Consider the following 13,970-nt stretch of genomic DNA (forward strand, 5'->3'; position numbering starts at 1 on the left):
GCGGAATGTCACAGTCTCTTCTTTCGTCACCCCGGATTGGATCCACGGTCGACAGCTACCGTCGCGCTGATGGATCCCGGATCAAGTCCGGGATGACGATAAGGAAATTTCGATCTTTAGGCGCGCTGCAAAGCCCGTCTGCCGATCGGCACAATCGTCGACCTTTCATATAGGTCGCAAAGCTGTCAGATAGGTCTCTGCAGGGCGGCACTGACCGCCTCTTTTGGGGATGTCTGATGACCAAGCTGAATTTTGCCGTTTCCACGACCGTGCTCGCCGCCCTGCTGGCGGCCGCGCCTGCCCATGCGCAAGACGCCGCGACGGCGCCTGCCACCACCGAAGGCGAGAGTGACGGCACCATCGTCGTCACGGCGCGCAAGCGCGAAGAAACGCTGAACGATATCCCGATCGCGGCGACAGCGATCAGCGGCGACACGCTCGTCGCGCGAGGGCTCAATTCGGTGCGCGAAGCGGCGGTGCTCTCGCCGGGTCTCAACATCAACAGCGACGGCGCGGGACGCGCCTTCGTTTCGATCCGCGGCGTCGGCGTGACGCTCGTCCAGTCGGTACAGCCGGGCGTCGGCCTGTTCATCGATGGCATCTATCAGCCGAACACCTCGTATCTGAACAATCCGCTGGTCGACGTCGACCGTATCGAGGTGCTGCGCGGCCCACAGGGAACGCTGTACGGCAAGAACACGATGGGCGGCGCGATCAACGTGATCACGCGTGCGCCGAGCAACGATCTGGAAGTGCGTGCCAACGCCAGCTATGCCGGGCCCGACAACAGCTGGATGGTGTCGGGTTCGGTGTCGGGGCCGATCGTCAAGGACAAGGTGGCGATCCGGGTCGCAGCAGCGCACCGTCAGCAGGACGGCTTCCTCAAAAATACGGTGATCGGCGGCAATGCCAATCCGTTCAACACCGACTCGCTCAACGCGACAGTGCGGATCACACCGTCGGACGGCTTCACGCTGACGGTCAAAGGCTATTACGACTGGGTCGATGGCGTGAACGTCCCCTATTCGCGGGTGACCGGCCCGCGCGACTATTCGCGTGACGTTCAGTTCAACACGATCAACGCCGTCTCGTTCAGATATCGGGGCGTGAATGCCCGCGCCGAAGCCGATCTCGGTGGCGGATCGAAGCTCAGCGTCATCGGCGCCTATGACATGCGCAACGGCTTCACGCCCGACGGGGAAGGCGACTTCGGCCCCACCGACACGGTGCGCTCGGTCGGCCGCGACGCCCTGCGCACGATGACGATGGAAACGCGCCTCGACAGCGAATGGTCGGACAGTTTCTCGACTCTCGTCGGCGTCTTCTACAGCAACGAAATGACCAGAGTGAAAGCGCGCGACACGATCTCGCTGGTCCACCCGATCCTTGGCCCCGTCAGCATCCTGCGCATGACGACGGCGAAGAATGTCGGCGATACCTATGCAGCGTTCGGTACGGTGTTCTGGAAGCCAAACCTCGACTGGGAAGTCTCGGCGGGCGTGCGCTACGATCATGAGGACCGCGTTTCGAACGGCTCGGTCGTCAGCACGACGACGACCGTTCTCGGCGCCGCGACCGCTGGCGGGCTTGTACCGACCGCGAAGCTCAAATCCGACGAATGGCAGCCGAAGCTGTCGATCACGCGCAAGTGGACGCCCGACCTGATGACCTATGTGTCGGTCGCGCGCGGCTATCGCGGTGGCGGTTTCAACGCGCCGACGGCGCCGACGCGGACGTACAAGGGCGACTCGGCATGGACATATGAAGCCGGCGCCAAATATTCGGCGCCGGGGATGAGCCTGTCGGGCACCGTCTTCTATAGCGATTACAAGGATTATATCGGCCTCAACTCGATCGCTCCGGCGGCGGGCGGCGGGCTTGTCACCGTCGACCTCAACACCGGTGACGTCGAAAGCTATGGCATCGAACTCGAAGCGATGGTCCGCCCCGTCCAGGCGTGGACGCTGCGCGGCGGCTTCACCTGGATGCACGCCCGCATCACCGACGACAGCGCGTATACCGCGACCACGGGCCGCCTGTTGTCGTCCGACCGGCTGACCTTCCAGCCCGACTGGACCGCCAGCTTTTCGAGCGATTATCGGATAGAAACCGGCGGCGACAGCGACATCACGCTGAGCGCGGGCCTGGTCGGCAAGGGCAAGCGGCTCGCGGCAACGCTCAACCAGACGACGCCGACGTTCCTCGACAGCTATTGGCTGACCAATGCGTCGATCGCCTATCGCACCGGCCCGGTCGAGGTGGCGCTGTTCGCGAACAATATTTTCAACACCGACTATTTCGAAAGCTACATCGAAAAGACGACGCTGGCGCTTGCGGGGCTTCCGGCCTCCGACCTTGGCATCACCGGTGACCGGCGCCGCTATGGCGTCCGTGCAAGCCTGAAGTTCTGATCATGTCGGGGATGGCGAGCCATTGGCAACGCAAGCCGCTTCCCGCGGATTTGGTGGGGGCGCTGGAGCAACGGTTTGGGGACCGTTTCCAGCGCGGAGCGGCGGTGCTCGGGCAACATGGATCAAGCGAGTCCCATTTCGCACCGGTGCTGCCCGACGCCGTCGTCTTTGCCCAGTCGACCGACGATGTGGTTGCGCTCGTGACGCTCTGCTCGGCGGCTGATATCCCGATCGTCCCCTTTGGCGCGGGTACGTCGATCGAGGGCAATGCGCTGGCGATCCACGGCGGCATTTCGCTCGACATGACCCTGATGGATCGCGTCGTGGCCGTGAATGCCGAGGATTTCGATTGCGTCGTCCAGTCCGGTGTCCGCCGCGAGGAACTGAATGTTCATTTGCGCGATCAGGGATTGTTTTTTCCGATCGACCCCGGCGCCAATGCCACGATCGGCGGCATGGCCTCGACGCGCGCGTCAGGCACCAACGCGGTACGGTATGGCACCATGAAGGATGCCGTGCTGAGCCTGGAAGTGGTGACGCCGCAGGGCAAGGTGATCCGCACCGCGCGGCGCGCCCGCAAGTCGGCGGCGGGTTATGATCTGACGCGGCTGTATGTCGGATCCGAAGGCACGCTGGGCATCATTACCGAAGTCACGCTGCGCCTCCATCCGGTCCCCGACACCATCTCGGCCGCGGTGTGCAGTTTCGACACTTTGGGCGGCGCGGTCGATACGGTAGTGCAGGCGATACAGTGCGCGGTGCCGCTCGCGCGCGTGGAAATCCTCGACACGAAGCAGATGATCGCGGTCAATCGCTGGTCGAAGCTCGACTATCCCGAAGCGCCGACGTTGTTCTTTGAATTCCACGGCAGCGCGGCGAATGTCGCCGAGCAGGTCGAAACGGTGAAGGCGCTGGCCGAGGCGAACGGCGGCAGCGCGTTCAACTGGTCGAACCTGCCAGAGGAGCGCACCAAATTGTGGCGCGCCCGGCACGAGGCCTATTATGCCGCAGTCAACATGCGCGCTGGCGCGATCGGTTGGGCGACCGACGTGTGCGTGCCGATCAGCCGCCTGGCCGAATGCATCGCCGAGACACATGTCGACCTCGACACGTCGAGCGTCCCGGCGACGATCCTGGGGCATGTCGGCGACGGCAATTTCCATGTGATCTTCTCGATCGATCCCGACGCGCCCGACGAAATGGCCGAAGTCGAGGCGATCAACGCGCGGATCGTCGAGCGTGCGCTCGCGATGGATGGCACCTGCACCGGCGAACATGGCATCGGCATCGGCAAGCAGGATTGGCTCGTCGCCGAGCTCGGCGAAGCGGTCGAGCAGATGCGGATGATCAAACGCGCGCTCGATCCGCAAAATTTGCTCAACCCCGGCAAGATCTTTACGCTGTGATGGCGACGCAGGCCAAAACGCTCGCTTCGCCCGCCGCGCGCCTGACCGCGCCTGCGACTTTCGTCCCGCTGTTGCTGCTCGCGCTGGTGACGACGATGGGCTTCACCGCGCTCGGCAGCTTCGGCACGATCCAGGAAAGCGCAAAGGCCGAACTGGGCCTCAGCGACGATGCGCTCGCGCTGATCCAGGGGCTTGGCGCGGCTGTGCCGATGGTGCTGTTTTCGATCCCGATCGGTGTCCTCGTCGATCGTCGCAATCGCGTGCGGCTGACGATCGGGCTGGCGATGCTGTGGACGCTCGGCACCTTGCTCACCGCCTTCGCGCCAAGCGCGGGATTGCTGACCGCAGCGCGGATGCTCGTCGGCATCGGATCGACCGGATCGCTCACCGCCGCGCTGTCGCTGTGCGCCGATTATTGTGCGCCCGATCAGCGCGGCCGCGCGATGCTGATCGTCAATCTGGGCAAGGCGCTGGGCGTAGCGCTCGGCTTTGCGCTGACCGGCTGGCTGTTCGGCCTGCTCGCCGACTTTAGCGCGCCCGGCTGGCTCGCCGCGATGGCGCCCTGGCGCAGCGCGCATGTGCTTCTGGCTGCGATCAGCGCGTTGTGCCTGTTGCCGCTGCTGTTCCTGCGCGAACCCGAACGGCGCGAGGTTGAGGCCAGCCCCGACGCGCCGTTCCGCATCGTTGTCGCCGAGCTATGGGCCCGCCGCGCCTTTCTGGGTCCGCTCTTCGCGGGGCAGGTCGCGGTCGTCATGGCCGATGTGGCCGCAACCGTGTGGGTCGCGCCGGTGCTGTCGCGTGACTTCGCGCTCCAGCCACAGCAGTTCGCAGGCTGGGTTGGCGCGCTGATGTTCGGCACGGGCGTTGCAGGCGCGGTGCTCGGCGGTATTTCGGCCGACATCGGACAGAAAAGCCGCCGCCGCGGCGGCATCCTGCTGGGCGCTGTGATCGCCGCGGGGATCGGGGTGCCAGCCGCGCTGTTTCCGCTGATGCCCAGCGTGACCGGGCTTGCGGTCGCGCTTGGCGTCCTGTCGATGTGCGGCGCGGTGACCGGTCTTGTTGTGTCGGTCGCGCTGACCGTGCTGCTTCCCAACGAGTTGCGCGGCCTGTGCATCGGCGCCTTCATCGCGGTTGCCGGGTTGATCGGTTTCGGCCTGGCACCGTGGGTGGTGACGCGCGTAAGTGCCCTGATGGGCGGCGAAGCAATGCTGGCCGAAGCGCTGGCGCTGGTGGGGGTGATCGTCAGCGCGCTGTCCTTCCTTGCTTTCCTTCTCGCGATGCGGCGCGCTCCGGAACCTATCAGATAGGTCTTGCGAAAGCTGTAAGATAGGTGTAGGCGGGGTTCAGGGAGAATTGCCATGCCGTCCAAGCATCCTGTCATCGTGTCGCCCGAAATGACCACCTTCATCGGCCGCGGCGCGTGTGACCGCATGCTGTTGCCGCCCGACGCGCTGTTGCTCGGCTTTGGCGACGTCGGGGAGCCGGTGGTGCGAACGCTGGCGTTTCGCGAACTGGAAGGCGAAGAGCATCTGCTCGTCTTCGCGGTGTCGCGCAGCGCATGCCGCCGCCTGTTCGGCGACCTGCCTGACCCTGACGCGCGCTGGTACCTGCCATCGGATCTGCGCGCGCTCGGCCAGTCGATCGTCGCGCCCGATTGCGACGCCGCCGCGACCGACACGCTGCGGCTGGCGCGTAGCATCGAATTGCTCTGCCAGTTTTTTGCCGCGTTGCGAGCCGGCGATCTCGTCGCGGTCGAAGGCCAGCCGAGCCTGACCGAGAGCGACATTGCGCGGATCGCGGCGGCGCGGCGGATCGTCGACACGCGCTGGCACGAGAAATGGACGATCGACGATATTGCAAAAAGCTGCGGGCTCAATCGCGACAAGCTGACGCGCGGGTTTCGCGAGCTCTATCAATGTGGCGTCGCCGAGGCACTGAGCGAGCGGCGGCTGCGTCAGGCGCGGCAGATGCTGGCAGCGAGCGACCTGCCGGTGGGCAGCATCGGTTATCGCTGCGGCTATCTCAACAACGCCAGCTTCACGCGCGCCTTCTCGCGCCGCTTTGGCATGGCGCCGACCGCGATGCGCCGCGTGGGCGTGGCCGCATGAGCGGAATGATCGACCTCGGCGCGCGCGGCTCGCTGGTCGACCGGGCGGTCGAATCGGTGCGCGACTTCATCCGCGCCAACGATCTGAAGGTCGGCGATACGCTGCCGGGCGAGGGCAGCTTTGCAACGCAACTCGGCGTCAGCCGGCCTGTGATGCGCGAAGCGTTCGGCGCGCTCGCCGCGCTCCGCCTCGTCGACGTCGGCAACGGGCGCAAGCCACGCGTCGGCGCGATCGACGGGTCGGTGATGGCGGCGTCGATGGGGCACGCTGTAAACACCGCGCAAGTGTCGCTCGCCGACGTGTGGGACGTGCGCCGCACGCTCGAACTGCGCACCGCCGAACTGGCGGCGGTCAACCGCAGCGACGACCAGGCGCGCGCGATCCTGACGGCCGCGCACGGCCTGTCGGTCGGGCATGACGAAGCCGCGCGCACCGCCGCCGACACCGCCTTTCACCAGACGATCGCAGAGGCGAGCGGCAATCAGCTGTTCCACCAGATCGTGCGCTCGTTCGAGCAATTGATGGCCGTCGCCATCCCGCGCGCCTGGGCAGGGCGCACGACGCATCACGAGCGCGACGAGACGCTGGCGCTCCACCGCGAGGTCGCCGAGGCGATCGCGGCGCGCGACCCCGTGCGCGCGCGGGCTGCGATGGAAAGCCACTTCAACAATTCGATCGGCGAGATGCTGAAGGACCAGTTCTGACGCGAGCCGATTAACGCCCGGCCTAACTCGAGAAAAAGCGCAGCACCTCTTCCTTGAACTCGAGCGTCAGCCGCGACGGGCGCGATACGTTCGACACTGCGAAGGCATATTCGTGCAGGATCGGCGGGTCGAAGCGTCGCGCGACGAGCGGCGCGTGCAGATAGGGTTTGACCAGCAGCTCGTTCAAAATCGCCATCCCATTGCCTTTCGCCGCCAGCGCGCAGGCGGAGCCGTGGGTGTGCGTTTCGATCGCGACGCTGGGCCGCAGCCCGAACGCGGCGAAGGCGGCATCGACCTGTGCCCGCCAATGGCGTCCGGCGCCGAGCAGGATCAACGGATGGTTGCCGATTGCCGCGGGCGTGATGGTGTCGAGCGCGGCAAGCGGATGGTCGTCGCGCATCACGCACACCGAACCGCTCGACACGATCTGGTCGGCCGCGATATCGCTTTCGTCGGTCGGCAGCTTGACGAAGCCGCAGTCGACATAGCGCATCGCGATCATCGATCGCGCGGTTTCGACGCTGCGCGAATCGATACTGAACTCGACCCCCGGAAAGCGCTCGCGGAATTGCGACACGATGTCGGGGAGCACCCCTTCGGCAAAGCTCGGCGGCGCGACGATCCGCACCGTTCCTGCCGAATATCCGGCGATATCGCGGACCAGGCTGTTGAACCGGTCGAGGCTGGAAAGCGTCAACTCGACCTCCTGGATCAGCTTGGTGCCATCAGCGGTAGGAACCAGCTTGCCGCGGTCGCGATAGAAAAGGTCGAAACCGACATTCGCCTCCAATTGCGCGATCAGTCGGCTGACCGCGGGCTGCGACAGCGACAATTGTTTGCCCGCCGCGGTGGCCGAGCCGGTTCGCATGATCTCCGCAAAGACGCGCAGCGCGCGAAAGCTGACATCCTTGTCGGGCTCGACGCCCGCCGGTGCCGGCGGTTTCGGCATGTCAGGCCGTTTCCGTCGCCGCGATGACGGGCAACAGGATGCGCGAGGATTGTCCTGGCCCGAAATACACGCTGTTTTGCGCCGGGCGCGGCGGCTCGCCGTCGACCCGCCAGTCGCTGTTCGGATTGATGTCGAAATGCGGAAAATTGCTGCCGGCGATTTCAATGCGGATCCGGTGCCCCGCACAGAAGCGGTTGCTCATCGGAAAGGACGCAATCTTCACCGGATAGACCTTTCCGTTTTCCATCGGTTCGGTCGCCTCGAACGAGTTCCGGAACCGCAGCCGCAAGATGCCGTGCGCGATGTTGAGCGCATAGCCATCGGGATAGTCCGCGTTCGGCGGGTAAACATCAACGACTTTGATCGTGATATCGGTATCAACCGCGTCCGAGCTGACGAACAGCTCCGCCACCACCTGCCCGGTGAGTTCGACATCGGCGTCGAGCGTAGCGGTGTCGAAGACAAGGACGTCGGGACGTTCGGCGATGGAAGGATAGGGCGGTTTCGATCCGAAGAAGTCCGGACCTTCGCGCTGGTCGAAGCCGCCGGCTTCCATCACCGGCGCGCCCGATGCGATCGCGCCGCCGATCGTCGGCACCGGATGATGCGGATCGTGGGTGAAGTTGCGGCTGCCGGGCACGCTCGCGGGGTCGTGCTTAAGTTCGCCGTCGCTGCCGAGATAAAGCGTCGTCAGCTGCGTTCCGGGAAGCGGCCAGGTCGCTGCGGCGCGCCAGCTTCCCCCATGGTCCAGGCGACCGCTGGGGAGACGGCGCCCCGAACCGCCGCCCATGGTAAAGAGATAGACGGCGTCGGGCAGAGGATCGGCCGGCGCGCCCTTCAGATGGTGGTCGAACCAGCGCCGCCGCAAGCCGACATAATCGCCAAAAACGTCGTCGAGTGTCGATGCGGCGCCGAAATCGACGTCTCCCGCATAGGTCAGCGATCGTTTGCCGTGCGTCCAGGGCCCCATGATCAGCTTCACCGGGCCGCGCTTGCGCGCCGCAAGACCGGTGAAATTCTCGATCGCGGTGAGGGCATAGGGGTCGTACCAGCTCGACATATGGACCATCGGCACGTCGGCGAATTCGTCGTACCAGCCGCGCGCATAGATGCCGCGCTGCTTCCAGAAGTCGGAAAGCCGTTCTTCCTTCCATTGTTCGAGGATGAAGGATTCATATTCGGGCGCGGCGCTGATCGGCGAGTGGCCGGGCGCCCATTTGTCGACGCCGATCCAGTCGCGGATGTCGACGGCCTCAAGCGCTTCGCGCCGCGCGGCGTCCTCCATCGTCTCGCGCGCCAGCAGAGCGTGTTTCAGCGCCCAGGTCAGCTGCTTGAGTTCATAGGCCCCGCCCTGCCGAATGCCGCTGTGATAGGCGCTCGAAAAGCCGCCCGAGTCGAGGAACATCGCCGCGAGTCCCGGCGGATTCAGGCTGGCAAGCGCGGCCTGGACATGCGCGCCATAGGACAGCCCCAATGTCGCGATCGCGCCGTTGCACCAGGGCTGCGTGCGGATCCAGGCGAGCGTGTCGGCGCCGTCTTCGGCCTCCGACATATATTTGCGAAAGACGCCTTCGGACCCATATCGGCCGCGGCAATCCTGGAGGACGAAGGCATAGCCGTGCGATGCAAAGATGCGCGCGATGTCGGGTTTCGAGAGCGGGGTTTCGTTTGCGACCGAAAAGTCGGCGTGGTTCGTACCCGCTTTGTCATAGGGCGTGCGTTCGAGGAGGACCGGCAAGGCCGACGCATCGCCGGAAAGATAGATGTCGGTCGCCAGGCGAACGCCGTCGCGCATCGGCACCATGACGTCGCGAAGAATCCGGATGTCCATCGTTTCGATCACCGCGCAGGCATCGCATAGGTCGAGGGCGCGCCGGGTCCGACGGGCCAGTCGAAGCCGGTCCACAGCCCGACGAGGCAGAGACCGGTCAGGCCGATGGCGATCGAGAAGGGCAGCATCATCGCGATCAGCGACCCGACGCCGAAATCCTTGCGCCAGCGCTGTGCGAGGACCAGCACTAGCACGAAATTCGACGCGACGGGCGTTACGATATTGAAGATCGAATCTCCCATTCGATACGCGGCGGTGGTCATTTCGGGCGATACGCCCAGAAGCATCAACATCGGCACGACGATCGGCGCCATCGCACTCCATTTCGCCGACGCCGACCCGATGACGAGGTCGAAGACCGACGACATCAAGAGGAGCAGGATCAGCATGACTGGCGTCGCGAGATGTTGCGCGCGCAGCCAGTCGGCTCCGTTGATCGCCATCACCGGGCCAAGGTTCGACCAGGCGAACATCGCGATGAAATGCGCGGCGAAAAACGAAATGACGAGGAAGGGGGTCATCGTCGCAAGCCCTTCGGTCATCATCTTGACGACGTCGCGATGTGATCCGATCGATCCGACCGCCGCGCCATAGACCCAGCCGCAGACGAGAAAGAGCAGCATGAAGCCCGCGACGAGCGAGGCGTAAAAGGGCTCGAGCCGCGCGGGGCCGGATGCGGCGGTGTCGACCAGCGGGGTATAGCCCGGCCAGAAGGTGAAGGCCGCGAACACAAGCGCAATGATCAGCGCGGCGAAGCCGGCGCGGCGAAGCCCTCTCCGCTGGTCGGCGGGATCGGCGTCGTCCTGGCTTTCGCCTTCGGGAAGCGTGCCGGTCCATTTCCCCAGCCGTGGTTCGACTATCCGGTCGTTCACATACCAGGTGACGGGGATCAGGATCACGCCGAGCGCGGCGGTGAAATACCAGTTGCCGAGCGGATTGAGCATATGATCGGGAACGAGCAGCGCCGTCGCCGATTTGGTGATGCCCAGCATCAGCACGTCGAACTGACCCGGCAACAGATTGGCGGCGAAGGCGCCCGAAATGCCGGCATAGGCGATCGCGATTCCCGACAGCGGATGGCGTCCCGCCGCGGCGAAGATGATCGCCGACAGCGGGATCAGCACGACGTAGGCAGCGTCGGCGGCCTGATGCGACAAAAGCCCGATCAGGAAGATGGCAGGGCTGAGGAAGCGGTTCGAAACGCCGCGCATCGCGCGCGCCATCAGCGCGGTGAACAGGCCCGAGCGTTCGGCGACCGCTGCACCGAGCATGACGACGAGGATCAGCCCGAGCGGCGGGAAATTTGCCATCGTTTCAGGCATGTCGGTCAGCAGCTTGCCGACATTCTCCGCCGAGAGCAGGCTTTTGGCGGTCAGGGTCTCACCGGTGACGGGATTGACGGCGCTCCACCCCAGCAGTGCGGCAGCGACCGACGCCGCGACGAGCAGGGCGATCAACCCCAGGAAGATGAAGACCGGGTCGGGCAGGGCATTTCCCCAGCGCTCCACCCGGTCGAGCCACCTGCGCGTCTTGCTGTCCGCTGACATGGTCGAGCCGCCCCGCATTCTGGTCCAGGGATGGCCGCGCCGAGCCCGGCGCGGCCGATCCGGTTACATCTTCACCGAGAAACTGGCGTAAAGGAAGCGGCCACGCGCATCATAGGTGTAGATGTCGTAATTGATGGGCGCGTTGGCGTAGGAAGCGGGCGGCGCCTTGTCGAAGAGATTGTTGACGCCCAGACTGAAGCGCGCGGCATCGCCGTCGATGTTGAAGCCGATTTCGAGGTCGGTGTAGATGATCGAGCGCGTCCGGTCGTTCTTGACCGTATTCACCGCATCGGTCGTCGGGCCGATATAGCGCGCGCGCAAGGTCGCATCGACCAGGTCGCCGGTCCAGCCGAGCGACGCCTGGCCTTTCCAGCGCGGGTAGGTCGCGCGCGGCGTATCGCCGCGCCCTGCGCGTTCGTCGACGATCGGCGCGCCGCCCGCGGGGTTGGGCGCCGTGGTCTTGAACGAATGGAGATAGGAGGTGTCGACCACCGCCGAAATACGGCCGATGCCCGTGTTGAAGTCATAGCGCAGCGTCGCATCGACCCCGTCGGTCGTGATCGAGTTGAGGTTCTGAGCCCCCTGCAGCAATTCGAGGATCGCGCCGGTCCCGGTGTCGCGGTTCACCAGGTCGCAGAACACGCCGCCGCGCAGTGCGCACAGCTGAAGGATCTGGGTCGGCGTTTGCGCCGCGATCGCGTTGTTGATCTTGATCTTGTAATAATCGACCGTCAGCGACAGGCCGCGCACCCCGCTGGGCGTGACCGAGACGCCGGCGCTGAAGGTGTCGGCGGTTTCGGGCTTCAGATTGCTGTTGCCGCTGATGACCCCCGGAATCAGGCCGTTGAGGTTGAAGTTCGCCTGATTATAGCCAGTCGGAACGCCCGCGCAGCCGGGCAGGCCGGGATTGGCGGATGCGCCGCCATTACAGGGGTCGGCACCCTGAAAGCTCGTCTGGCGGGCGCCCTGATACAGCTCGAGGATGGACGGGGCGCGGAAGCCTTGCGAATAAGTGCCGCGGAACAGAATATCCTCGATCGGACGATAGCCGACACCGACTTTCAACGTCGCCTTGTTGCCGACAGTCGAATAGTCCGAATAGCGGCCGGCCAGGCTGAGCTCGAGGCTTTCGGCGAAAGGCTGGTCGCGGAAGATCGGCACGTTGAGTTCGGCATAGGCTTCGTGAAGGTCGTAGCTGCCGACGGTCGGAGTGCGCGTCTGTCCCGTCGTCTTCGTATAGAGCGCCGGATTCAGGAAGGTCGGCGGTGCGTTCACGATCGGATCGGGCGCGTCGAAGCCGCGGTTCTGGCGATATTCGTAGCCGACCGCGAGAGCGACCGGGCCCGCGGGCAGATCGAACAGATTGCCAGTGACATTGAACGCCGCATTGTAGAGTTCGGTGCGGTTATACTCGCGCGTCGTAAAGCGGATATAGGCTGCCTGTGCGGGCGTCATCGGCGCGAAAAGGTTGATCGGCACGCAGCCGGCATTCGCGGCGCAGGTGGCGGGCGAGCCGAGGCCGAGGAACAGATTGTCGTAATTGATGCCGTTTTCGGCGACCGTGTCGATGCTGTTCTTCGAATAGGACCCGAAGACGTCCCAGCGCCATTCGCCGCCGCCGATCTGGAAGGTTCCATCGACGCCGACCGAGAAGCGGATCGTCTCGACATCCTGCACATTGTTGCGGTTGCCGACGTCGGTCATCACCTTGCGGATGCGCCACGCGCTGTTCGCGGCAAAGCCCAGCGCATTGCCAGCGGGCACGCCGTTCGCGGTGCCGAACGGATTGAACGCCTGATTGTTGGGGATCGCAAAGCCGCGCACGGTCCCGGCGCTGCCGCCGATGTCGAGCAGGACCGGCGAGAAGAGCTGGTTCGACTTGCGCCGGTTATAGACGCCCTCGAGCTTGATCGTGACGTCGTCGGTCAGTTCATAGTCGAAGCGGCCGTACACGCCGTAGCGCTCCGACGGGCCCGCCGAATAAATGCCCTGCGCCTGCGTATTATAGAAGTCGCCGGGCAAGGCGCCGAGGTGGAACGCGTTGTCGGCGAGGTTACCGGCGCCGATCGTCGCGCCATTGTTCAGTACGATCGGGTTCGTTGCGTTCGCGAAGCCTGCGGGCGTCCCGAAATAGCCGTTCGCCGCCAGACCCGGCAGGATGAATAGCCCATTGGGGTTCGTGCCCACCGCCGTCACCGGAACGAGCGTTTGCGTGGTCAGCGCGCGGGCGTCGGTGCGGATCGCGCGCGATTTGAAATAGCTGCCCGACAGGATGACGGAGGCCCGGTCCCACGTCTTGCCGACGGTCAGCTTCGCCGACAGCTCGCTTCCGTCGCCATGGCTGGTGATGCCGGCGCGCACCGAGCCGCGCAGCCCGTCGAACGGCTGCACCGTCTTGATATTGACGACGCCCGCAATCGCATCGGCGCCATAGATGGCGGAGGCGCCATCCTTCAAAATCTCGATGCCGTCGATCATGCCCTGCGGCAGCGTGTTGAGATCGACAAAGTCGCGGAAACCGCGCTGGCCGACGCCGTCGACCCAGCGATGTCCGTCGACGAGAACGAGGACGCGGTTGCCGCTGCCCTCGGCTCCGCCCAGATAGCGCAGATTGATCGAGCTGGCGCCATAGGAGGTGCCCTGCGTGCCATTGGAATTGAGGCTGACGCCCGCCGATGGCAGTTTCTGCAGCAGGTCGCCGATCGACGAGGTTCCCGACTTGGTGATATCTTCCGACGTCAGCGTCAGGATCGGCCCGACCGAGGCGGCGTCCTTTCGCCCGATGCGCGAACCCGTCACGATGATGTCGCCGCCGGAGTCAGCATCCGTGGCATCCGGCGCCACTTCGTCAGCGCCGGCTGCCTGGGCGTAGGCCAGTGCGGGCCAGGCGAAGGCGCTCAGGCTGATGCCGGCGGCGGCGGCCAATCTGGCGAGCTGGCAGCGCCGGGCGAAGCGAGCGGATGCGATAGTCATGTCAGGTCCCCCATTTTCGATTCGGTCCCTGGCTTAGGGGC

The 13,970-nt window shown here is 65.0% G+C and carries 9 protein-coding genes; 5 read left to right on the forward strand and 4 right to left on the reverse strand.

Translation table 11 applies throughout. The annotated features are described in order from the left end of the window. Window positions 1–236: 236 nt before the first annotated feature. Genes ACO055_RS00750 through ACO055_RS00770 form a run of 5 tightly spaced genes read left to right on the forward strand, consistent with a single transcriptional unit; the run spans window position 237 to window position 6,629 of the window. Window positions 237–2,411 (forward strand): TonB-dependent receptor, encoded by a 2,175-nt coding sequence (locus tag ACO055_RS00750; protein ID WP_422060709.1) that lies wholly within the window; start codon window positions 237–239, stop codon window positions 2,409–2,411. A gap of 2 nt (window positions 2,412–2,413) precedes the next feature. Continuing rightward, the gene (locus tag ACO055_RS00755) at window positions 2,414–3,817 is read left to right on the forward strand and encodes an FAD-binding oxidoreductase (RefSeq protein ID WP_422060710.1); all 1,404 of its coding nucleotides are present in this window, start codon (window positions 2,414–2,416) and stop codon (window positions 3,815–3,817) included. After that, window positions 3,817–5,124: an MFS transporter gene (locus ACO055_RS00760; RefSeq protein ID WP_422060711.1), complete on the forward strand. Its 1,308-nt coding sequence runs from the start codon at window positions 3,817–3,819 to the stop codon at window positions 5,122–5,124. The genes ACO055_RS00755 and ACO055_RS00760 overlap by 1 nt, the downstream gene beginning before the upstream one ends. A gap of 51 nt (window positions 5,125–5,175) precedes the next feature. Beyond that, window positions 5,176–5,925 carry a helix-turn-helix transcriptional regulator gene (locus ACO055_RS00765; RefSeq protein ID WP_422060712.1) on the forward strand — a complete coding sequence of 250 codons (750 nt, stop codon included), beginning with the start codon at window positions 5,176–5,178 and terminating at the stop codon, window positions 5,923–5,925. Next, window positions 5,922–6,629, forward strand: coding sequence for a FadR/GntR family transcriptional regulator (locus ACO055_RS00770; protein ID WP_422060713.1), 708 nt, complete (start codon window positions 5,922–5,924; stop codon window positions 6,627–6,629). Before ACO055_RS00765 ends, ACO055_RS00770 begins: the two co-directional genes overlap by 4 nt. A 22-nt stretch (window positions 6,630–6,651) precedes the next feature. Here ACO055_RS00770 and ACO055_RS00775 read toward each other — a convergent pair whose 3' ends face one another. The 4 genes from ACO055_RS00775 to ACO055_RS00790 form a co-directional block, all read right to left on the reverse strand. Next, window positions 6,652–7,578 (reverse strand): LysR family transcriptional regulator, encoded by a 927-nt coding sequence (locus tag ACO055_RS00775; RefSeq protein WP_422060714.1) that lies wholly within the window; start codon window positions 7,576–7,578, stop codon window positions 6,652–6,654. Window position 7,579: 1 nt separating this feature from the next. Further along, window positions 7,580–9,409, reverse strand: coding sequence for a CocE/NonD family hydrolase (locus tag ACO055_RS00780; RefSeq protein ID WP_422060715.1), 1,830 nt, complete (start codon window positions 9,407–9,409; stop codon window positions 7,580–7,582). An 8-nt stretch (window positions 9,410–9,417) separates the two neighbouring features. Beyond that, a complete protein-coding gene (locus tag ACO055_RS00785; protein ID WP_422060716.1) occupies window positions 9,418–10,956 on the reverse strand; it encodes an AbgT family transporter in 1,539 nt (512 codons plus the stop codon). 63 nt (window positions 10,957–11,019) lie between these two features. Then, entirely contained in the window at window positions 11,020–13,929 is a 2,910-nt protein-coding gene (locus tag ACO055_RS00790) for a TonB-dependent receptor (RefSeq protein ID WP_422060717.1), read from the reverse strand. Window positions 13,930–13,970: the final 41 nt, after the last annotated feature.

Origin of the sequence: Sphingopyxis sp. (genome assembly GCF_965227415.1) — a bacterium.
Taxonomy (GTDB): Bacteria; Pseudomonadota; Alphaproteobacteria; order Sphingomonadales; family Sphingomonadaceae; genus Sphingopyxis.